This is a genomic window from Phenylobacterium sp. (assembly GCF_041913825.1).
GTDB lineage: Bacteria > Pseudomonadota > Alphaproteobacteria > Caulobacterales > Caulobacteraceae > Phenylobacterium.
The window spans coordinates 59,668-79,682 of sequence record NZ_JAYSEO010000016.1 but is presented as its reverse complement, the minus strand read 5'-3'; the positions used below and the strand labels follow the sequence as shown (position 1 = coordinate 79,682).

Sequence of the window (20,015 nt, the reverse complement as noted above, 5' to 3'; positions counted from 1 at the left end):
ACGACGACGGGCCGCACTGGCCCAGGACACTGCCCTGGACGACGAGCCGGCTGCCGGGCGACGGCGGCGCATTCTCATGAAGGACAATCACCATGGCCGAGCTCTGCGATCTGTGCGGCGTGCGTCCTGCTACGGTCCGTGCGCGCGTGACGCGCAACGGCAAGAGCGAAACCCTCAACCTGTGCGAGGTCGACTATCGCCGGCTGGCGGCGCAGCAGCGCTCCTCCTCGCCGCTGGAGTCGCTGTTCGGCGGCCGCAGCAGCCTGTTCGACGACTTCTTCGGCGACAGCGGCGGCGTCTTCGGCGCGCGCCGTGGCGGCGGACAGGAGCGGATTCCTGGCGGCGAGCCGGCTCGCGCGGCGGCGCGGCGGGTCGGCGAACCGGAGGACCGCCTGAGCGAGCACGCCAAGGAGATCCTTCGGGCAGCCGCCGAACGGGCGGTCCAGTTCGGCCGTCGCGAGGTGGACACCGAGCACCTGCTCTTCGCGCTAACCGAGAGCGACGTCGTGCGCACCGTGCTTGAGCAGTTCAAGGTCTCGGCCGATCAGCTTCGCCGGCAGCTCGAGCAGGAGTCGCCCCGGGGCGACGCTGGCGACCAGGGCGGGGAAATCGGCGTGACGCCGCGGGTGAAGAGCGCGCTCGGCCGGGCCTTTTCCGCCTCCCACGAGCTCGGCCACTCCTATGTGGGGCCGGAACACCTGCTCGTCGGCCTGGCCGAAGAGGGCGAAGGCATCGCCTGCGATGTCCTGCGCCGCTACGGTCTGACACCCCAGGCGTTGCGCCAGCAGGTGGTCAAGGTCGTCGGCCGCGGCGCTGAGGAAGGCCGCGTCGAGACGCCGACGAACACGCCCAATCTCGACAAGTACGGACGAGACCTCACCCAACTGGCCCGCGACGGCAAGCTCGACCCGGTGATTGGCCGGGCGAACGAGATCGAGACCGCGATCGAGGTGCTCGCCCGGCGCAAGAAGAACAACCCCGTGCTGATCGGCGAGCCCGGCGTCGGCAAGACCGCCATTGTCGAGGGCCTCGCGCAGCGCATCGTCGCCGGGGAGGCGCCCGACGCGCTGCGGGGCAAGCGGCTGGTTGAGCTGTCGATCAACTCGATGGTCGCCGGCTCGAAATACCGCGGCGAATTCGAGGAGCGCGCGCAGCAGATCCTGCAGGAGGTCGGCGAGCAGAAGGACCAGCTCATCCTGTTCATCGACGAACTCCACACCATCGTGGGCGCGGGCCAGGGCGGCGGCGAAGGCGGACTGGACATCGCCAATGTGTTCAAGCCGGCGCTGGCCCGCGGAGAGCTGAACCTGATCGGCGCCACCACCCTCAGCGAGTACCAGAAGCACATCGAGAAGGACGCGGCGCTCGAACGCCGCTTCCAGCCAGTGCTGGTGGCTGAGCCGACCATCGCCCAGACCATCATGATCCTGCGCGGCCTGCGCGACACGCTGGAGGCGCACCACAAGGCCACCATCACGGACGAGGCCATACTCGCCGCGGCCGAGCTCTCCGAGCGCTACATCACCAACCGCTTCCTGCCCGACAAGGCCATCGACCTGATCGACCAGGCGGCGGCGCGGGTGAAGATCTCCGCCACCGCCCGCCCCCCGGAGGTGATGGAGCTGGAGCAGGAGGTGCGCCAGATCAAGCGCGAGCTCGACAGCGCCCGGGCGCGCAAGCAAGAGGATCGTGTCACCGACCTCCAGGCGCGCTGCGAGGAGAAGAACAAGGCGCTGGAGGAGGCCTCCGAGCGCTGGCGGCGTACAGTCGGCACGGGGGCGGCCGAGGTCCGCGTCGAGCACATCGCCCAGATCGTCTCCAAGCTCACCGGCGTGCCGGTCTCGGAGCTGACGGTCGAGGAACGGGAACGCCTGGTCCAGCTCGAAAAGCAGCTGCACAGGCGCGTGGTTGGTCAGGACGACGCGGTGAAGGCGGTCTCCGACGCGGTTCGGCTGGCGCGCGCGGGCCTGCGCGAAGGCCGCGGGCCCATCGCCAACTTCCTCTTCCTCGGCCCCACCGGCGTCGGCAAGACCGAGCTCGCCAAGGCGCTCGCCGACTCTGTTTTCGGCTCCGAGGAGGCCATGGTCCGCATCGATATGAGTGAGTACATGGAGCGCCACACCGTGGCGCGGCTCATTGGCGCTCCGCCCGGGTACGTGGGCTACGAGGAAGGCGGCCAGCTCACCGAGCGCGTGCGGCGCAGGCCGTTCAGCGTGGTGCTGCTCGACGAGATCGAGAAGGCGCACCCGGACGTTCACAACGTCCTGCTGCAGGTCTTCGACGACGGCCGGCTGACCGACGGCAAGGGCCGGGTGGTGGACTTCACCAACGCCATCATCATCGCCACAAGCAACATCGGCTCCGAGATCATCCAGCGCCGGCTGCGCGCTGGGGCGGAGGAGGATCCCGCGAGGCTGCGTGAGGAGCTGAACGAGCCGCTCCGCGCCCACTTCCGCCCTGAGTTCATCAACCGGCTGGACGAGATCATCGTCTTCCACGCCCTCAGGCGCGATCAGATCCGCCAGATCGTGGAGCTCAATCTGGACCGCGTGCGCCGCACGGCGCGCGCCCAGGGCGTCGAGCTGGAGATCGACGAGAGCCTCGTCGCCCATATCGCGGACAAGGGCTACCGGCCGGAGTTCGGCGCGCGCGAACTTCGCCGCCTGATCCGTGGGACGCTCGAAACCGAACTTGCCCGCGCCATGCTGGGCGGGGAGGTCCACGACGGCGACCGGGTCCAGGCGCGCTGGGACGCGGTGGAAGACCGGCTGGTGCTGGAGCCCCAGCGGGACGAACCGGAGCAGAAGTCCGCCCGGCGGCGGGGCGAGGCGCGCAAGCCAAATGGCGCTGACGCAGGCAGAGCGGCTGCACGGCCGGCCAGCGACGCGCAGCCCGCAGCCGGAGCCTGACCCGTGTCCCGGCGAAGACCCAATCGCGCCCCGGAGCTCCCCGCGCCCAACCCGGTGGAGGAAGCCCTGGAAGAGTCCTTCCCGGCAGCGATCCGCCCGCGTGGGCGGGCCACGGCGCTGCCCGGGACATCCCTGGTCCACCCGTACTTTCGAAGTCTGAGGAGACATGACATGACCGCCGCCGAAGTCGCCAACGACGCCCTGAGCGGCGTCCTCGCCCGCAACTGGTGGGCTGTCGCGCTTCGGGGCGCGGCGGCCATCTTGTTCGGGCTCTTCGCCATGCTGACGCCAGGCCCAACACTACTCTCGCTCGTGCTCGTCTTCGCCGCCCTGATGCTGGTGGACGGCGTCCTCAACATCATCTCGGCGATGCGATCGGCCCGCCGCCATGAACGCTGGGGAACGCTCATACTGTTGGGCGTCGCGGACCTGATCGCCGCCGGCGTGGCGATCGCCGCGCCCGGACTGACCGTGCTCGCCTTCGTCTACCTGATCGCCGCCTGGGCGTTCGTGAGCGGGATCCTCGCGGTCGTTGCGGCCGTGCGGCTGCGCCAGGACCATGGCCGCTGGTGGCTGGGCCTCAGTGGGGTCCTTTCCGTGGTGGGCGGCGTCCTCCTCGCCATCGCCCCGAACATCGGCGCCCTTGTGCTCACCTGGTGGCTGGGCGCCTACGCGATCGTCTTCGGCGCCAGCCTGCTCGTCCTGGCCTACCGCCTGCGCGGCCAACGTCACGCCCCCGGCGCGCCCGCAGCCTTACACCCCGCGTGAGCGCGGCAGCGGCGCAAACCCGAATAATTCGATCGGCGCCGAGTTCCGGAAGGCCTCGCCCCAAACGACCAATCACCGCCGCAAATCGGCGTTCACGAAGACGCCTCGATCATAAGGAGCCAGCTCATGGCGAACGACACTCTCCAAGGAATTCATGTGGCGATCCTCGTCACCGACGGCTTCGAGCAGGTCGAACTCACCGAACCGCGCAAGGCTTTGGACGAAGCCGGCGCCACGACCAGGATCGTTTCGCCCAAAGGTGAACGCGTAAGGGCGTGGAACTTCACCGACTGGAGCATCGAGTTGCCGGTCGACGTAGCGCTCGATGAGGCCAGGCCGGAAGATTTCGACGCGTTGCTGCTGCCGGGCGGCGTCATCAACCCGGACTCGCTTCGCATGCAGCCAGCCGCAGTCGCCTTCGCCAAGGCGTTCTTCGACGCCGGAAAGCCCGTGGCGGCGATCTGCCATGGTCCCTGGACCATCATTGAGACCGGCGCGGCGCAGGGCCGCCGGATGACCTCGTGGCCCTCGCTCACCACCGACCTCAGGAACGCCGGCGCCGACTGGGTCGACCAGGAGGCCGTCGTCGACCACGGCTTGGTCACGAGCCGAAATCCCAACGATATCCCCGCGTTCAACCGGGAAATGATCAAGCTGTTCAGCGGGGCGCGGGGGCGGCGTCATGCCGCCTGACGCCGGGCGTACGGCGCGGACCGGCGTCGAACAGCGGCGCTTCGGTCCGCTGCAGTGCGAGGTCGGCGTCATCGGCCAGGGGACCTGGCGCATCGACGAAGGGGACCGCGCCCGCGCGATCGCCGCGTTGCGGCGAGGCCTCGACCTCGGCATGAACCACATCGACACCGCCGAGATGTATGGCGCCGGCGCCTCCGAAGAACTGGTCGGCCAGGCCATCGCTGGCCGGCGCGACCAAGTGTTTCTGCTCTCCAAGGTGCTGCCGCAGAACGCCTCGCTGCGGGGGACGAAGGTCGCTTGCGAGCGATCGCTCACCCACCTCAAGACAGATCGGCTGGATTGCTACCTGCTGCACTGGCGCGGACCGCATCCGCTCGAGGAGACCTTTGCGGCCTTCCAGGCGCTGCGCGAGGAGGGAAAAATCCTGTCCTATGGCGTGAGCAACTTCGACACGCCGGATCTCGAGGAGGCCTGGAGCACTGCTGGCGGCTCGGACATCGTCTGCAATCAGGTACTCTACCATCTGCAGGAACGCGCGATCGAACACGCCGTCCTGCCATGGTGCGAACAGCACGGTCTCGCCGTCACGGCCTACAGTCCGTTCGGGCACGGCGATTTTCCAGCAACGAACACCCCCGCCGGCCGCGTGCTCGCCGGCATCGCGCAGGCGCACCAGGCGACCAACCGCCAGATCGCGCTGGCCTTCCTGACGCGCCAGTCGTCGGTCTTCGCGATCCCCAAGGCGTCCAGCGTGGAGCATGCCGAAGAGAATGCCGCCGCTTCCGGCATACGATTGTCGCAGGCCGAGGTCGCCCAGATCGACGCCGCCTTCCCGCGGGGTCCCCGTCCCCGCGAACTGCCGATGATCTGACGGTCAAGCCGGCGCCGCCAGGCCCGGGGCGGCGGCAGGAGAACCGGCTCGCGCATCTGGAGGATGTGTTGGGTCCCAGCGTCGTCGACCACCTCCAGGCTGTGCGCCCGGGCCGCTGCTCAGACGCACCCCGCCCCCTCCGGATGAAGGATCCTGCCGGCGCCCAACGTCAGGATGGCCGCCCAGATCAAGACGAACAGTGCGAGGTTCAGAGGTCCGCCGAAGGACAACACCTTGCCCCGCGCCCGGCCGGCGATCCGGGATGCAGCCAGCAGCATTCGCCAGAAGCCGGCCGTGACGGCCCGGCTGAAGACGCCGGCCCCTGCCCTGGCGTAAAGGACGGTCAGGAACACGTCCAATAGCCTGAGCGGTAAGACCGCCGCCCCGGCGACCTATTCGATGAAGTCCAACGATGCCGTTCCGGTCAGGGCTTCAGCAGCACCTTGATGCAGCCGTCCTGCTTGTCCCGGAACGTCTTGTACATCTCGGGCGCGCGCCCGAGCGGGACCGTGTGGGTGATGGGCAAGGTGGAGTTAATCTGCCCCTCCTCGATCCGGCGCAGGAGATCATCGGTCCAGCGACGGACGTGGGTCTGGCCGGTGCGCAGCGTCAGCCCCTTGTTCATCAGGGCGCCCAGCGGGATCATGTTGGCCAGGCCGCCATAGACGCCGGGGACGGACACCACGCCCGCCGCCTTACAGGCCATGATCGCCTCGCGCAGCGCGGCCGGACGTTCCGTCTCGAGCTTCAGCGCGGTCTGGGCCTTGTCGATGAAGTCCAGGGCGGGGGTCGGTCCGTGGGCCTCCATTCCGACTGCGTCGATGCACTTGTCGGGTCCGTGGCCCCTCGTGGTCGCGCGCAGGTACTCGAGCACGTTGTCCACCTTCCGGCGGTCCAGCACCTCCGCGCCCGTGCTCCGGGCCCGTTCCAGCCGCTCATCCACGTCGTCTATGGCGATGACGCGCTTGGCGCCCAGGACGATGGCGGAATGGATGGCGAAGAGCCCGACCGGCCCGCAACCCCAGACGGCCACCGTGTCGTCCGGCGTAATGTCGGCCTGGACCGCCGCCTGCCATCCCGTGGGCAGGATGTCCGACAGGAAGATGTAGCGCTCGTCCGGACCGTCCTTGGGCAGCTTCACAGCCGTGGTCGCGGCGAAGGGCACGCGCAGGTACTCGGCCTGGCCGCCGGCGTACCCGCCGGTGATGTGCGAGTAGCCGAACAGCCCCGCCGTGGTGTCGCCGAAGAAGGTCTTGGCGAGGTCCGCGTTGCGGTTGGTCGTCTGGCAGACGGAGAAGTTGCCCTTCAGGCACTGCTCGCATTCACCGCAGGTCATCTGGAACGGGATGACCACCCGGTCGCCGACCTTGAGGCCGCGCGATCTGGCTTCGGGGCCCACCTCCACCACCTCGCCCATGGGCTCGTGCCCCATCACGTCGCCGGCGCACATCGTCGGGATCAGGCCATCGTAGAGGTGCAGGTCCGAGCCGCAGATGCAGGTGGTCGTGATCCTCACGATGGCGTCGCGGGGATGCTCGATCCGAGGATCGGGCACTTCTTCGCAACGCATATCCTTCTTGCCTTGCCAGCAGATCGCTTTCATCGCCGTTCTCCTTCAGACGCAGTTGCGTTGGACGGCGCTCATGCGCACCGCAGTGACGGCGTCGAGGGCGGTGATGGCCAGCACGGCGCCCAAGGCCAGCCGGGCGTTCCCACGCTTGGGATTGTCCGGGGTGTTCAGCGCGCTCAGCACGGCGATGTCGAACACGTCCGCCCCGACCCGGGCCCACAGCACGTCCGTCCGCGTCGGGTCGCCGGCCAGGCTGAAGCCGCTCCAGAGCTCCCGGGCGCCGAACAGGCCGACGACAGCGGCGGTCGGAGCCTTGATGCCGAAGGCTCGCTTCACGGACTTCGGGAACAGAGCGCCCCAGACGCCGAGTCCAAGGGCGGTCATGCCGATCATCATGGAGACCTGGGGGGTGACCGCGGGCTTGGCTCGCACGTTGTCGGTCGCCAGGCGGATCGGGGGGCGGCCCGGCGCACGGATGACCGTGTGCGGCGAGCGCATGAAGTTCTCCCAGGCCGACGCTTCAGGCGTCCTGGTCTGCATCCCGGGTGGAGGCGGCGCAGCCCTGATGCGGGGATGATCGCCGAATTCCGCTACGCTCATGCCAGTCTCCTGCTCGCGCCAACTCCCGGCCGCTCGCCTTGCAGGTCCGCGCCGGTGGACAGGAAACCGCCGTCCTCGCGTCCAAAGCGCTCGGACGATCCCTAGGGAGGATTACGGGGGCGCCCGGGGCCCGCTGGGCGGCTGCCGAGTGTCGGCGTCGCCTAACAAAGGAGAGGGCGGGCCGCAGCCGGCTGTGCTAACCTCATAGGGTCGCACTCTGAAATGAGCCCCGCGCCATGGACGCTCCCGACCGTCGAGCACCGACGGCTTGCCCGGCGCGCTTCCATTCGGCCTGCCGAGCGCCGCCCTGCCGCGCGCAGCGGCGCTGTCGTTGGCGCAGATGACGGCGCTCAGCACGGACAAGGCGCTCGCTGAGCGGTCGCGGTTCTGGGAGGCGAACTTCTCGTCGATCCCGGACTTCGTCTACGCCTTCGACCGGCAGCGGCGCTTCGCCTACGTCAACACCGCCATGCTGGGCCTGTTCGGGCTCTCGGCCGACGAGATGATCGGCAAGACCTTCGCCGACCTCGACTACCCGCCCGGCCTCGCCGAGCAGCTCAACCGGCACATCGACCTGATCTTCAAGGAGGGGGTCACGGTCGATGACGAGGTCTTCTTCCGCAGCCCGACAGGCCAGGCCGCTTATTTCGCGTTCCGCTGGGGTCCGGCCCGCGCCGAGGACGGATCGGTCGAGCTGGTGGTCGGGATGTCCCGGGACACCAGCACCCGCCGCGCGATCGAGGAAGCCTTGCGCCAGAGCGAGGCGCGCCTGCGCGCCGCCACCGAGCTCGTGGGCGTGGGCATCTACTCATGGGATCCGCAGTCCGGGGCCTTCGACTGGGATGAGCGCCTTCGGGCCATGTGGGGCCTTCCGCCGGGGACGGAGGTCGACACCGCCGTGTTCGAGGCCGGCATCCACCCGGGCGACCTGCCCCGCGTCCGAGAGGCCATCGCCGCCAGCGTCGATCCGGCCGGAGACGGGCGCTACAGCATCGAGTACCGCGTCATTGGGCGGGGCGACGGCGTCACGCGCCACATCGCCACCTCTGGCCAGACCACCTTCTCCCAGGGCCGCGCTGCCAGCTTCATCGGCGCCGCGATCGACCTGACGGCGCTGCGCCAAGCCCAGGCGGCGATCCAGGCGCGTGAAGCCCAGTTCCGCAGCTTTGCAGAGCACAGCTCCAACCTGCTCTGGATCGCCGACCCGCAAACCGGCGACATCGAATACCGAAGTCCGGCCTATGAGCGCATCTGGGGCGGTCCGCGCGAGCAGGCGGCGCGACGGCTCGAGGACTGGTACGCCCACCTGCACCCCGACGACGTGGCGCGCGTGCGGCGGGCGATGCATGCGGTGGAGAGCGGCGAGGTGGCTCACGTCGAGTACCGGATCATCCGCCCCTGCGACGGAGAAGTGCGCTGGCTGCGCGACACCAGCTTCCCGATCCGCGATGCGCTTGGGGACGTGGTGCGGATCGGCGGCATCGCCGAGGACCTGACCCGTCACGACGGCAAGCAGGTCTACATCGTGGGGGCCTCGCCGCGAGAGGAGCGTCGGCTCGCGCGGCTGCTGCGCGGGGCCGGTTTCCGCGCGAGGACGTTCTCCAAGAGCGACGCCTTCCTGGACATAGCCCCTTTCCTGGGACCGGGCTGCGTGCTGGTCGACCTGCGCCATTCCACACGCGACACCGCCGCCATCACGCTCGAGCTGCGCGCACGGTCGATCCCCCTGAAAGCCGTCCTGATCGGCTCCGGCGACGGGGACGTCTCCGTGGCGGTCGAGGCGATGAAGTCGGGCGCCGCGGACTACCTGCAGCCGCCCTTCACGGACGCGGCGCTGACGACTGAGCTCGCCGCCGTGACTGCGGACACGCGCGCGACGCCCGAGCCGGCCGCGACGGACGAGCCCGCGGCGCGGCTGGCCCGGCTGAGCGCCCGCGAGCGCGAGGTCCTGGGCGGCCTGATCGACGGCGGGACGAACAAGTCGATCGCGCTCCAACTGGGGCTCAGCCCGCGGACCGTCGAGCTCCATCGGGGGCAGATCATGGCCAAGCTGAATGCGGCCAGCCTCGCCGAGCTGCTCCATCTGGCGCTGCGGGCGGGACTTCGCCCAGCCCACCAGCGGAGCTGACCGGCCAGCGAACGCCGGCGAGCGCGGCCGTTCGCCTGCCCCTCGGATCAAAGCCCTTCGGCCCGCCTTGGTCCGCTGGAGGTGAACACACGTCCGCCCGCCGCCGCCAAGCTGTCGAGGGCGGGCGAGCGACGCACGCAGCAGCCGCAGCCCGCGGGGTGTGCGGCCCTGGACAGAGGCGGCTCTGCGCCCCCCGCCGCGGCTCCAGCGTCGGCCGCGACGCGGGCGGGTCCGCGAAGGATCGCCGGGGCGCTGAGCGACCGTGGCGCGGAGCCGCCGCATTCCGGGCAGGCGCCCGGATCCGCGGACTCAGCCATAGGCCGCATTGCCGTGAATGGGCCGCAGATCCTGCAGTCGAAGGCGTAGAAGGGCATGGGGGCCTCGAACTAAGTCGACTGGTGCGAGAAGGCGCGCAGACGCGGGCAAGCAGAGCTTGCCCGCTCGCGTCGCTCAGGCAGCTGGTTTGAGGACCACCTTGGTCCAGCCCTCGTCCCGCGCGTCGAAGTGCTGGTAGGCGTCCGGAGCCTGCGCCAGCGGCAACTCGTGCGAGACGATGAACGACGGCTTGGCGCGCCCAGCGAAGATCAGGTCGCGCAACTGCCGGTTATACGCCTTGACGTTGCATTGCCCGGTGCCGATCGCCTGACCCTTGAACCAGAACATCCCGTAGTCGAAGACCATTTCGCCCTGCTTGTAGAGCGGGTCCTGCGGAGCCGGGTCTTGCGGCACGTAAACGCCCACCACCCCGATGCCGCCGGTGAACTTCACCGACTTGACCAGGTTGTTCATCGTCATGTTGGGGTGCTCGTGGCCCTCCGGGTCGTGCGCTTGATAGCCAACACACTCGCAGCCGCGGTCCGTGCCGAGGCCGTTCGTGATGGCCATCACCTGCTCGACCGGATCGCCTTTCGAGTCGTCGATCGCCACGGCGCCGATCGACTCTGCAAGCCGCAGCCGGTCGGGATGGCGGTCGACGACCAACACCATGCAGGCGCCCTTGATCATGGCGGCGTGGGCGGCCATGAGCCCGACCGGCCCGGCGCCGTAGATGACCACCGACTCGCCGGGACGCAGTCCGGCCAGCTCCGTCACGTGCCAGCCGGTCGGGAAGATGTCGGCCAGCATAACATAGTCGCTCTGCCGCTCCTCGGCGTCCGGCGGCAGCTTCAGGCAATTGTAGTCTCCGTAGGGCACGCGCAGGAGATCGGCCTGGCCGCCACGGTACGGGCCCATGTCGGCGAACCCGTAAGCCGCGCCCGCCATGTTCGGGACCACGCTTCGGTCGGCGCAGGTCAGGCAGAACGCGCTCAGGCCGCGCTCGCAGTTCTTGCAGAATCCGCAGCCGATGTTGAAGGGGATAGCGACCCAGTCGCCGACCTTCACGCGGTCCACCGCCTCTCCGACTTCGACCACCTGCCCGAGATTCTCGTGCCCAAACACCCCGCCCTGCGGGAAATCGGTTCGACCCTCGTACATGTGCAGGTCGGAGCCGCAGATGTTGGTGCTCGTGATCCGGACGAGCACGTCGGTGGGCCTCTCGATCCGCGCGTCGGACACGTCCTGCACCGCCACGTCGCGCGGCCCGTTGTAGACGACGGCTCTCATAGGCGTGCTCCTTGGGGGCTAATGGCGCTTGGGTTCGCAAAGGGAAACTCGCCGCGCCTCAACCCGGACATCCGGACCATCCCTAAGGATATTCACGATCACCGCACTCGCGTTGGGACTGCCGACGCCTCGGGCCCCCGGGCTCGGCGCGGCGACCGCGGGAGCTCGTGCAGCGGGTGCGACGCCACAGGTTCGCCGCTCGCGCGCAGTGGCCGGGTTCTCCCCTCGGAAGCTTCCCTAGGGATCGTCCGAGTGCCCGCTGCTCCGTCTAAGGGGGGATAGTCTGGCCGCCCAGACCGGAGGAGTTCAGCATGGCGACCCAGGAGGCCGATACGGCGCTAGACGCCGCCGCCCGTGCGTCCGTCACGATCGGCAGGCCAGCCGATGAGCTTCGGGACCTTTGGCTGAGTTCTGACACCCAGTCCCGCATCTGGGCGCATTTCGCGGACGTGCGGGCGTTGGACGACCGCACCGCCGATTGGGTCGCGCATGGGCCGGGGGGACGCGAATATCGGTGGCGCACGGTCTTAGAGTCGATTGGCCCCAACGAGGTTCGCTGGTCCACCCTCGAGGGAGCTGACGTGGCCAACGCGGGCTTGCTGCTATTTCGCTCCGCCCCTGGACAGCGCGGCACGGAACTCCACCTCGACGTGCGGTTCGATCCGCCCGGCGGCGCCGTAGGCGAGGCGGTGAGCAAGCTCTTCCACATCGTGCCCCGCGAGATCGTCCTCAAGGGGCTTTACAACTTCCGCGCCTTGGCCGTGACCGGCGAGATCCCCACCACAGATCCCCAGCCCGCCGCCCGTCAGGACGGCGCGGATCGTTAGGAGCGACGCGATGCGCGCACTCTGCTGGAACGGCGTCAACGATCTCCGCGTCGAGACCGTCGCCGATCCCGAGATCCTGAATCCGCAAGACGTGATCCTCAAGGTCCGGCTCTCGACCACCTGCGGGTCGGACCTGCACCTGATCGACGGCCTGATCCCGACAATGAAGGCCGGCGACGTGATGGGTCACGAGTTCATGGGCGAGATCGTCGACGTGGGCCGCGACGTGCGGAAGGTGAAGCGAGGCGACCGGGTCGTGGTCCCCTCCTTCATCTCCTGTGGGCAGTGCTGGTACTGCCAGCACGACCTCTACTCGCTCTGCGACACGAGCCACCCGAAGCCGGAGTTGCAGGAACCGATGCTCGGCTATCCCACGGCCGGCATCTACGCCTATTCGCATGCTTTCGGGGGCTATGCGGGCGCGCATGCGGAGTACGTCCGGGTGCCCTTCGCAGAGACGGACTGCTTCCTCGTGCCCGACGGCGTCCCCGACGAGACCGCCCTGTTCATCTCCGACGCTGCGCCGACGGGGTTCATGGGCGCGGACTTCTGCAACATACGGCGCGGCGACGTGGTCGCCGTCTGGGGCTGCGGCGGCGTCGGCCTGATGGCGCAGCAGGGCGCCATGATCCTCGGCGCCGAACGCGTGGTCGCCATCGACCGCTATCCCGAGCGGCTGGCCAAGGCGGAGGCGTTCGGCGCCATCCCGCTCGACTATACGAAGGTCAATGTAATCGAGGCCCTGAAGGAGCTCACCGGCGGCCGTGGTCCCGACGCCTGCATCGATGCGGTCGGCATGGAGGCGGACGGGACAGGCCTTCAGGAAGCCTACGACCGGGTGAAACAGGCGCTCCGCCTGGAGACGGATCGCGGCGCCGCGCTGCGGGAGGCGATGCTGGCGGTCCGCAAGGGAGGCACCCTGTCGATCCTGGGCGTCTACGGGCTGATGGACAAGTTCCCGCTCGGACTGCTGATGAACAAGGGCGTTACGGTTCGAACGGCGCAGCAACATGGCCAGGCCTACGTCCCGCGCCTGCTCGAGCACGCGCAGCGCGGGGAACTCACCCCGGCCGCCTTGGCCACCCATCGCTTCTCGCTCGAGGACAGCCCAACCGGCTACCGCATGTTCAAGCACAAGGAAGACGGCTGCCTGCGAGCGGTGTTCGCACCATAGGCCTTGCTCCTGCGTGACGCGCCGGTGTCCAAGCCGCCGAACAGGGAGTTCGCGACGCCGCCCGCAACTGACCTTGGGCGAGTCTGCTGTTGTAGGTGGTGGCGAGCGTCCTGCTAAGTGGTTGCCGGGCCCGTCAGGGAGAGCAGCCCGGGCCACTCTTAAGTTGTCCCAACATCGTTGCCGGTTCAGGGTGTCCATATCCCGAGCTAAGGCTGTCCGCGCTGCGATCGAGTCTTGGGAGACGCGGCAGAGGCAGGAGGTCGCGCGAGCGTGAGCCCGAGCGCCGAGCCGACGCCGAGACAGGCGGCGATGCAGAGCAGTGCGACGACGAACGCTTGCGTGATCGCCGCTGGATCATGACGCGGTGCCAGGACCGAATAGAAGATCCCACCGATCACCGCCACGCTGAGGGCGGCGCCGACCTGCAAGGTGGAGTTCACGAGCCCGGCGATCATCCCCGAGAACGCCGGGGCGACGCGCTCGGTGACCATCCTCATCAGTGTCGGCAGTCCCAGTCCTTGGCCGAACCCGATGGCGCACAGGACAGGGGAAAGCAGGGCGGGCGCGGGCGCGGCGCCGACGTGCGTCACGGCGACGAGGCAGGCCAGCCCGGCGAAACCTAAGGTCTCCAAGCCGAGGCCGATCGGATTGACGTAGTCGCCGAAGATGCGCCGGAAGAATGGCGTCGACAGCGGGCCCAACAGGAACCCGACCCCGAACGGCAGGAACGTGACCCCCGCGTGCAGCGGGGTCAGGTGCAGCGCGCCCTGCAGATACACCGAGAACAGCAGGAAGAAGGCCCCGATCGCATAGAACAGCAGCGCGATCAGCAGCGCGCGGCCCAGTCCCGGTGCTCGCAGCACGAGCGGATCGAGAAGGGGCGCACCGCCGGCACGGGCGAGCCGTGCCTCATGGCGCCAGAGGATCAGCGCCAGCATCGGGGATGCCGCCAGCGACAGCCACGCCCACAAGGGCCAGCCGGCCTGGCGTCCTTCAATCAACGGCAGGATCAAGGCGCCGAGCGCCGCGATCGAGAAGGCCACGCCGCCGAGATCCAGCCTGCTCGCATGGGGCGCCCGCGTGTCCTTCAGCAACGGGACGCCCAGGAAGACGACCAGGACCGCCACCGGCACATTGACCAGGAAGATCGTCCGCCAGCCCAGCCCCAGGAGATCGAGGGAGATCAGGAGCCCCCCCAAGGCCTGGCCGATCACTGAGGCCAAGCCGAAGACGGCGCCGTAGACGCCGAGCGCCAGCGGCTTCTCTCGCTCGGGGAAGATCGCGTGCGCCGACGCGAGCGCCTGGGGCGCCATCATCGCCGCCGTCACGCCCTGCAAGGCGCGCCCCGCGACCAGCGCCCAAGGCGACCCTGCGAACCCGCAGATCACGGACGCGACCGTGAACCCAATCAGCCCGATTAAGAACATGCGACCGCGGCCGTAGAGGTCGCCAAGCCGCCCGCCGGTGGTCAGAGTCACCGCATACAGGGCGGCATAGCAGGAGATGACGAGCTGTTCGGCCGACGACGAGGCGCCCAGGTCCCTCTGGATCGACGGAAGCGCGACGTTGACGATGAAGAAGTCCAGCGGCGGCAGGAATGCCCCGACGAGCAGGAGGACAAACATCGCCCAGCGGCGGGGTTCGGGCGGGGCGCGGTCGGTAGCCGCCGACGGGGCAAGGCCTATGGGTCGCAATCCGCTCATGCTGAGGGGCGCCTTCTAGTCTCAGGGTGAATTTCGCCAGGGTCGGCGGCTCATGAGGGCGGGCGCGAGCGTCGCGCCCGCCGCCCGAGCGATCGGGTTTCGCTGCGGGGCCGCGTGGAAACCACTCAGGGTCGGTCGTCGAAATCGGTCTCGATCGAGATGTCGCGCCAGGCCGCTACATCGGCACGGAACGCCGCGAATTTGCGTTCGACGACGCCATGCGCGGCGGGTCCGAGCGGGAGGTGGAGAGGCGGACTCTCCGCATCCACCGCGCGCAGCATGACAGCGACGGCCTTGGCCGGATCGCCGGCCTGCCGCCCATCGTTGGCGTCGCGATATTGCAGTCGCCCGTGCGCCGTGCCGGCATAGGCATCGATCCTGCGCGCCGCGGCGGCCATCGAGCGGCCGAGGAACTCGGTGCGGAACGGGCCGGGCTCGGCGATGATGACCTTGACGCCCAGGGGACGAAGCTCGTCCGCGAGCGCTTCGGACAGGCCCTCCACCGCGAACTTCGTGGCGTTGTAGTAGCCAAATCCCGCCGAGCCTAAGAGGCCGGCTCCCGACGACAGGTTGACGACGCGCGAGCCCGGGCGCCGGCGCAGCGCGGGCAGCGCCGCGCGGGTGGTTTCGATGAGGCCGAACAGGTTGGCCTCGAACAGCGGCCTGTATTCCTCAGGCTCGGCCTCCTCGATCGCCCCGATGAAGCCGAAGCCGGCATTGTTGACCAGCACGTCCAACCCGCCGAAGGCGCTCTCGGCGAGCGCGACCGCCGCGGCGGCGTCGCCAGGATGAGTGACGTCGAGGCGCGCGCAGCGCACAGTGTCAGGATACCGCTCGCGCAGCGTCTCCAACGATTTGGTGGATCGCGCGGTCGCGACGAGACGATCGCCACGGTTGGCGACGGATTCGGCAAGCGCCTTCCCCAGCCCGCTCGAGCAGCCTGTGATCAGCCAAGTTTTCACCATCGACTCCTTCTTGCGTTTGCATGCGTGCGGTTCGGCAGCAGGCGGTCAGGCGGCCCGGCCCGGAAGCGCAGACGGAATCTACGTGGTTGGAATTGTTCGGTAAGAGCCAGTAATGATCGATCGTCGTTCATTATTGTACGGGTGGCGAAGTGGAGTGGAGCGATGTCAGGATATTCCTCGCGATCTCCCGCGCCGGGACGCTTGCGGGTGCGGCCAAGACGCTGGGCCTGAGTCATCCGACGGTCGGGCGCCGGCTCCGCGCACTGGAGCAGGCCACCGGCCACACGCTGTTCCAGAGAACCGCCGATGGTCTGGTGCCGACTGAGGAAGGCATGGCCATCACCTCTATGGCGGAGCAGATGGAAGAGGGCGCTCTGGCGATGGAGCGGCGCTTGGCGGGAGGCGAACAGAACCTCCAGGGCAGCCTGCGGATCTCGTCGGCCGATTGGTTCGGCGCTTATGTTCTGCCACCGATCATCAGCGAGTTCGTGAAGACCTACCCCGATGTCGATCTCGAGCTTCTCACCGGAACGCGGCTGTTCAGTCTGGCGCAGCGCGAGGCCGACATCGCCTTTCGGATCGTCCCCTTCGACGCGCCCGACATCGTTCAGCGACGGCTGGTCCGCGTGGCGTACGGCGCCTACGTGGCGGCGGGCCTCCCTGAGCCCGTCTTCGGCGACGGAGCCGGCTTTCGCCTCATCACCATGGATACCTCGACGGGGCAGTTCCCCGATATAGCCTGGCTACGGGATAGCTTTCCGAATGCTCGTCCGGTTCTGGCGTCGAACAATCGGAACGTCCAGGCGTGGCTTTGCCGCCAGGGCGTCGGGATCGCCGTCCTGCCCCAGGTCGTGGGCGACCAGGCGCCGGGGCTGCGCCGCCTGCGCCTGCCGTCGGACGCCCCCAGTCGCGATATTTGGATGGGCTACCATCGGGATCTCAGGCGACTGCAGCGCCTGCGCGCCTTCATCGCGACGGTGACCGATCACCTGGCGACCGCGCCGCTCTGATCCGAAGGCCTCGACACTGACGGCGTGCGGGCGGCGCGGCTTGTCCCGGCAGCCGACAACGCTATATCGACCTACCAGAAGGTAGATCACTTTGCATGAACACTGCAGAGAAGCTGATTGATGAAGCCAGCCGCCTCATCGTGAAGGCCGGGTACAACGGGTTCAGCTACGCCCACCTGGCGGAACGACTGGGCATCCGTAAGGCGAGCATCCACCATCACTTCCCCTCCAAGGTGGATCTGGTGGTCTCAGTCGTGGAACAGCAGCGCGCCGCCATCCGCGAGCAGATTGCAGCGCTGGAGAATGATGAGCCTGACGCCATGGCGCAGCTGCTGGCGTACGTGAACTACTGGAAGGCCTGCATCGAGGACCAGTCGGAGCCGTTTTGCCTGGCGGGCGTGCTGGCGGTCGAGCTGCCGGGCCTGCCCGAGGAGGTGGGCGTGGCCGTGCGTGGACACTTCAACGACCTCGGCGAGTGGCTCAAGCGCGTCATGGCGCTGGGCGTCCGCCAGGGCGCCATCCAGCTGGAGCTCGAGCCGGCGACCTCCGCCCAATTCTTCCAGACCGCCATCTACGGCGCGATGGTGATGGCCCGGGCCTACGACGATCCTGGCAAGTTCAACTTCGTCGTCGACGCCTTCCTGGCGCGGATGCGCACCGACCACAGCTGAGGCGGGTCCGAGAGAGCTCTCGCACACGCCCGGACACGAGCGGCAGCCAAGCCATTGCAAGTCGCCCGCCTACCTACTAGTTGGTAGAAGCCTACCTTCTAGTAGGTAGTTCAAATAGGAGATTGGCCATGTCGAGCCGTCCGTCCTCATCCGCCTCCCCGCAGACGCAATGGCTGCGGACCTATTATTTTACGCGGGCCGGCGTCTCGGTCGCCTGGATCGGCCTGGCCGTCGCGGTCGGCAGCCGCTCGCCGGTCTTCGGAGCCCTGCTGTTCGTGGCCTATCCCGCGTGGGATGCGCTGGCGAACTTGATCGATGCGCGCAGGAGCGGCGGCCTGCGGGCCAGCCCCACCCAGACCGTCAACATCGCCATCAGCGCCGTCACAGCCATAGGGGTCGCGGTCGCGCTCACCATCGGCATGCCAGCCGCGATCGAGGTGTTCGGCGCCTGGGCGATTCTTTCCGGGCTGCTTCAGTTCGCAACGGGGATCCGCCGGTGGAAGGTGGCGGGCGCCCAGTGGGCGATGGTGCTGAGCGGCGCGCAGTCGGTCTTGGCGGGCGCCTTCTTCTTCAAGCGTGTGGCCGCTGGCATCCCCCTCGATGTCACCACGATCGCGCCCTACGCCGCCTTCGGCGCCTTCTACTTCCTGGTGTCGGCCGTCTGGCTGACTGTTCGGGGCGGGCCGCGCAACGTCGCCCCCGTGGCCGGCTGACCTCGGGAAGGCACGCCGTCGTCACCGGCGCCGCGCGCCGAAGCCGGGGCCTAACGCGCGGGCGGAAGGGCCGAGCGCCCTCCCCCCCGCCACCCCAGGCCGGAGGATCGCGTGCCCCCGTGACAGCCTCGGGACGGCGCCGCTTTCCCGGCCTACGAGGGCGGCGGCCGCGACACCGCGCAGATGAAGTTCGCCGCGGCATTGGGGTCGCCGGCGCCGCGCCACCAGGCCTTCGCCGGATAGGCGCACAGGGGGCGCTGCATCGCCACGCCCCTGGCGGGCGTCCCCTCCACATACCGCGTGGCGATGACTTGGCGCGGCGGGGGCCCGCCTTCGACCCAATGGGTCAGGGCCGCCAGGAGGTCGTGCTGCGGGGTCAAGGACGGCGGCGGGACGGCCGCCCCCGTCGCCGAGTTGAACACGTCCGGGCCCGGACCGCCGGCGCAGTGGGAGAACCCCGGCGCCATGAACAGGCGCGCGAAACCCTGGGCCTGCTCGAGGCCGCCCGCCTCCCGCGCCACCCGATCGTAGAAGGCGACCGTCTGGTCCGGCGGCACGAGGCTGTCGGCCCAGCCGTGATAGATGATCAGCTTGCCGCCTCGCTCCCGGAACGCCCGCAAGGAGCCGCGCGTGGCGTCGTTCACGATCGGACCGAGGGCGGCGTCGACCTTCGCCATGTCACGCTGCGGCTCGAACCGCGACCAGTCCCATTGGCGGCCGAACACCCACTTGAAGAGGCTTACGAACGCGGGCTCGTTGTTCGGACGCGACTGCAGGAACGCCCAGTCGAAGAACCCCGTCGCCTCGCTTCCCGGCAACCAGCCGTGGAACAGCGCACGGCCGCGGCGGTCGGTCGGGCCCGAATAGAAGGCCCGGGCCGTCGCCACCTCGGCCGCCGTGAGGCAGTCCGCGCGATCTGCGCCGCGACACCTGAGCACCGCGGGATCGAACCGGCAGGCCTTGGGATCGCCGATGAATGGGTCGCCGGCCAGACCGCTGCCCTTGTCGCCGCACTGTCGCAGGGCCGTGCGGCTGAGCAGGCGGAGCTTCGCGTCGGAGAGCCGGTGGCCCGGCGAGCGGTGGGCGGCAAGGTCGTCCCACAGGACCGCGGCATGCCCCCAGGTCCTGTTGATCACCGGCGCGCCGACCAGCACCCCGTCGTAGTCGTCTGGATAGTAGAGCGCCTCGATCAGCCCCTCCTGTCCGCCCGTCGAGCAGCCGGTGTAGTAGGCGCGCCGCGGGGTCTCGCCGTAGAAGGCCTGGGCGATGGCCTTCCCGGCGACAGTCATGGCGTGGGTCGAGCGGCGCCCCCAGTCGCGCCACTTCTCGGGCTGGCCGATCAGAGGATCCCCGTCCAAGGGCGTCGCCGGAGCCGTCCCGGTGTCGGTGACGGCGGTGGCGTAGCCGCGCCTGAGGCCCGCGGACATGGGGCCGTACCCGGCGCTGAGAACGCCCCCGAAGCCGCCATTGCCGTTGCCGTGGAAGACGCCCTGCCATCCAGTCAGCGGCAGCCAGACCTCGACGCCGACGTCCGACCCGGGCCTCGCGCGGACCGACGCCGTCACCCGGCAGAAGGCGGGCAGGTCCGGCGCTCTGAGCGGGCCCATCTCGGCGAAGCCGCCGGCCGGGACGACCACGGCGCTCGTGACCACGGTGTCCGGCAGTTTCAGGCCACGCAGCGCCTCGCAGGTGGAGGCCGCGCTCGGGCCGGCGACGGCGAGGGCCAGCAGCCCGGCGGCCCACGCGAGGGGGCGGCGGGCCGAGCCCGGGCGGCGGGTCACGCGAGGGGTGTGCGAAATCATCGGCGA

18 protein-coding genes are annotated in these 20,015 nt (G+C 69.1%); 10 read left to right on the top strand and 8 right to left on the bottom strand.

Features of this window, described 5'->3' with window-relative positions:
• The first annotated feature begins 92 nt into the window (after nucleotides 1–92).
• The 4 genes from ACE3Q8_RS14735 to ACE3Q8_RS14720 all read left to right on the top strand — a co-directional run bounded on the left by ACE3Q8_RS14735 (nucleotide 93) and on the right by ACE3Q8_RS14720 (nucleotide 5,241).
• A complete protein-coding gene (locus tag ACE3Q8_RS14735) occupies nucleotides 93–2,909 on the top strand; it encodes an AAA family ATPase (protein ID WP_374471040.1) in 2,817 nt (938 codons plus the stop codon).
• A gap of 171 nt (nucleotides 2,910–3,080) precedes the next feature.
• Nucleotides 3,081–3,677 carry an HdeD family acid-resistance protein gene (locus tag ACE3Q8_RS14730; protein WP_374471039.1) on the top strand — a complete coding sequence of 199 codons (597 nt, stop codon included), beginning with the start codon at nucleotides 3,081–3,083 and terminating at the stop codon, nucleotides 3,675–3,677.
• Between the two features lie 126 nt (nucleotides 3,678–3,803).
• Nucleotides 3,804–4,370, top strand: coding sequence for a type 1 glutamine amidotransferase domain-containing protein (locus tag ACE3Q8_RS14725; RefSeq protein WP_374471038.1), 567 nt, complete (start codon nucleotides 3,804–3,806; stop codon nucleotides 4,368–4,370).
• Nucleotides 4,360–5,241 carry an aldo/keto reductase gene (locus ACE3Q8_RS14720; RefSeq protein ID WP_374471037.1) on the top strand — a complete coding sequence of 294 codons (882 nt, stop codon included), beginning with the start codon at nucleotides 4,360–4,362 and terminating at the stop codon, nucleotides 5,239–5,241. Before ACE3Q8_RS14725 ends, ACE3Q8_RS14720 begins: the two co-directional genes overlap by 11 nt.
• Before the next feature lie 119 nt (nucleotides 5,242–5,360).
• Here the strand turns inward: ACE3Q8_RS14720 and ACE3Q8_RS14715 are convergent, their stop codons facing one another.
• The 3 genes from ACE3Q8_RS14715 to ACE3Q8_RS14705 form a co-directional block, all read right to left on the bottom strand.
• Nucleotides 5,361–5,594: a hypothetical protein gene (locus ACE3Q8_RS14715; RefSeq protein WP_374471036.1), complete on the bottom strand. Its 234-nt coding sequence runs from the start codon at nucleotides 5,592–5,594 to the stop codon at nucleotides 5,361–5,363.
• A gap of 71 nt (nucleotides 5,595–5,665) precedes the next feature.
• Nucleotides 5,666–6,844: a zinc-dependent alcohol dehydrogenase gene (locus ACE3Q8_RS14710; protein WP_374471035.1), complete on the bottom strand. Its 1,179-nt coding sequence runs from the start codon at nucleotides 6,842–6,844 to the stop codon at nucleotides 5,666–5,668.
• 12 nt (nucleotides 6,845–6,856) lie between these two features.
• Complete coding sequence (locus tag ACE3Q8_RS14705) at nucleotides 6,857–7,411, bottom strand: hypothetical protein (protein ID WP_374471034.1); 555 nt, start codon at nucleotides 7,409–7,411, stop codon at nucleotides 6,857–6,859.
• A gap of 268 nt (nucleotides 7,412–7,679) precedes the next feature.
• On the opposite strand from ACE3Q8_RS14705, the gene ACE3Q8_RS14700 reads away from it, so the two are divergent.
• Nucleotides 7,680–9,539, top strand: a complete 1,860-nt coding sequence (locus ACE3Q8_RS14700; RefSeq protein WP_374471033.1) for a PAS domain S-box protein — start codon at nucleotides 7,680–7,682, stop codon at nucleotides 9,537–9,539.
• Nucleotides 9,540–9,586: 47 nt separating this feature from the next.
• Here the strand turns inward: ACE3Q8_RS14700 and ACE3Q8_RS14695 are convergent, their stop codons facing one another.
• On the bottom strand, nucleotides 9,587–9,913 hold the full coding sequence (locus tag ACE3Q8_RS14695) for an FmdB family zinc ribbon protein (protein WP_374471032.1): 327 nt from the start codon (nucleotides 9,911–9,913) through the stop codon (nucleotides 9,587–9,589).
• A gap of 76 nt (nucleotides 9,914–9,989) precedes the next feature.
• Nucleotides 9,990–11,144: a glutathione-independent formaldehyde dehydrogenase gene (locus tag ACE3Q8_RS14690; RefSeq protein ID WP_374471031.1), complete on the bottom strand. Its 1,155-nt coding sequence runs from the start codon at nucleotides 11,142–11,144 to the stop codon at nucleotides 9,990–9,992.
• A 311-nt stretch (nucleotides 11,145–11,455) separates the two neighbouring features.
• Between ACE3Q8_RS14690 and ACE3Q8_RS14685 the strand changes: the two genes are divergently transcribed.
• Nucleotides 11,456–11,971 (top strand): hypothetical protein, encoded by a 516-nt coding sequence (locus tag ACE3Q8_RS14685; RefSeq protein ID WP_374471030.1) that lies wholly within the window; start codon nucleotides 11,456–11,458, stop codon nucleotides 11,969–11,971.
• A 10-nt stretch (nucleotides 11,972–11,981) separates the two neighbouring features.
• Nucleotides 11,982–13,145, top strand: coding sequence for a zinc-dependent alcohol dehydrogenase (locus tag ACE3Q8_RS14680; RefSeq protein ID WP_374471029.1), 1,164 nt, complete (start codon nucleotides 11,982–11,984; stop codon nucleotides 13,143–13,145).
• A 206-nt stretch (nucleotides 13,146–13,351) separates the two neighbouring features.
• Here the strand turns inward: ACE3Q8_RS14680 and ACE3Q8_RS14675 are convergent, their stop codons facing one another.
• Both ACE3Q8_RS14675 and ACE3Q8_RS14670 read right to left on the bottom strand, forming a co-directional pair.
• Nucleotides 13,352–14,770, bottom strand: coding sequence for an MFS transporter (locus ACE3Q8_RS14675; RefSeq protein WP_374471028.1), 1,419 nt, complete (start codon nucleotides 14,768–14,770; stop codon nucleotides 13,352–13,354).
• Nucleotides 14,771–14,973: 203 nt separating this feature from the next.
• Entirely contained in the window at nucleotides 14,974–15,813 is an 840-nt protein-coding gene (locus ACE3Q8_RS14670; RefSeq protein WP_374471027.1) for an oxidoreductase, read from the bottom strand.
• Nucleotides 15,814–15,962: 149 nt separating this feature from the next.
• On the opposite strand from ACE3Q8_RS14670, the gene ACE3Q8_RS14665 reads away from it, so the two are divergent.
• The 3 genes from ACE3Q8_RS14665 to ACE3Q8_RS14655 all read left to right on the top strand — a co-directional run bounded on the left by ACE3Q8_RS14665 (nucleotide 15,963) and on the right by ACE3Q8_RS14655 (nucleotide 18,207).
• Nucleotides 15,963–16,823 carry a LysR family transcriptional regulator gene (locus tag ACE3Q8_RS14665; RefSeq protein ID WP_374471026.1) on the top strand — a complete coding sequence of 287 codons (861 nt, stop codon included), beginning with the start codon at nucleotides 15,963–15,965 and terminating at the stop codon, nucleotides 16,821–16,823.
• Between the two features lie 95 nt (nucleotides 16,824–16,918).
• Nucleotides 16,919–17,494: a TetR/AcrR family transcriptional regulator gene (locus ACE3Q8_RS14660; RefSeq protein WP_374471025.1), complete on the top strand. Its 576-nt coding sequence runs from the start codon at nucleotides 16,919–16,921 to the stop codon at nucleotides 17,492–17,494.
• Nucleotides 17,495–17,622: 128 nt separating this feature from the next.
• Nucleotides 17,623–18,207 (top strand): DUF308 domain-containing protein, encoded by a 585-nt coding sequence (locus tag ACE3Q8_RS14655; protein ID WP_374471072.1) that lies wholly within the window; start codon nucleotides 17,623–17,625, stop codon nucleotides 18,205–18,207.
• Between the two features lie 152 nt (nucleotides 18,208–18,359).
• Here the strand turns inward: ACE3Q8_RS14655 and ACE3Q8_RS14650 are convergent, their stop codons facing one another.
• Nucleotides 18,360–20,009 carry a tannase/feruloyl esterase family alpha/beta hydrolase gene (locus ACE3Q8_RS14650; RefSeq protein ID WP_374471024.1) on the bottom strand — a complete coding sequence of 550 codons (1,650 nt, stop codon included), beginning with the start codon at nucleotides 20,007–20,009 and terminating at the stop codon, nucleotides 18,360–18,362.
• Nucleotides 20,010–20,015 lie beyond the last annotated feature (6 nt).

Coding starts and splice junctions, on each gene's coding strand:
- ACE3Q8_RS14735 (WP_374471040.1), top strand. CDS start 93: ATGGCCGAGCTCTGCGATCTGTGCGGCGTGCGTCCTGCTACGGTCCGT.
- ACE3Q8_RS14730 (WP_374471039.1), top strand. CDS start 3,081: ATGACCGCCGCCGAAGTCGCCAACGACGCCCTGAGCGGCGTCCTCGCC.
- ACE3Q8_RS14725 (WP_374471038.1), top strand. CDS start 3,804: ATGGCGAACGACACTCTCCAAGGAATTCATGTGGCGATCCTCGTCACC.
- ACE3Q8_RS14720 (WP_374471037.1), top strand. CDS start 4,360: ATGCCGCCTGACGCCGGGCGTACGGCGCGGACCGGCGTCGAACAGCGG.
- ACE3Q8_RS14710 (WP_374471035.1), bottom strand. CDS start 6,844: ATGAAAGCGATCTGCTGGCAAGGCAAGAAGGATATGCGTTGCGAAGAA.
- ACE3Q8_RS14705 (WP_374471034.1), bottom strand. CDS start 7,411: ATGAGCGTAGCGGAATTCGGCGATCATCCCCGCATCAGGGCTGCGCCG.
- ACE3Q8_RS14695 (WP_374471032.1), bottom strand. CDS start 9,913: ATGCCCTTCTACGCCTTCGACTGCAGGATCTGCGGCCCATTCACGGCA.
- ACE3Q8_RS14690 (WP_374471031.1), bottom strand. CDS start 11,144: ATGAGAGCCGTCGTCTACAACGGGCCGCGCGACGTGGCGGTGCAGGAC.
- ACE3Q8_RS14685 (WP_374471030.1), top strand. CDS start 11,456: ATGGCGACCCAGGAGGCCGATACGGCGCTAGACGCCGCCGCCCGTGCG.
- ACE3Q8_RS14680 (WP_374471029.1), top strand. CDS start 11,982: ATGCGCGCACTCTGCTGGAACGGCGTCAACGATCTCCGCGTCGAGACC.
- ACE3Q8_RS14675 (WP_374471028.1), bottom strand. CDS start 14,770: ATGTTTGTCCTCCTGCTCGTCGGGGCATTCCTGCCGCCGCTGGACTTC.
- ACE3Q8_RS14670 (WP_374471027.1), bottom strand. CDS start 15,813: ATGGTGAAAACTTGGCTGATCACAGGCTGCTCGAGCGGGCTGGGGAAG.
- ACE3Q8_RS14660 (WP_374471025.1), top strand. CDS start 16,919: ATGAACACTGCAGAGAAGCTGATTGATGAAGCCAGCCGCCTCATCGTG.
- ACE3Q8_RS14655 (WP_374471072.1), top strand. CDS start 17,623: ATGTCGAGCCGTCCGTCCTCATCCGCCTCCCCGCAGACGCAATGGCTG.
- ACE3Q8_RS14650 (WP_374471024.1), bottom strand. CDS start 20,009: ATGATTTCGCACACCCCTCGCGTGACCCGCCGCCCGGGCTCGGCCCGC.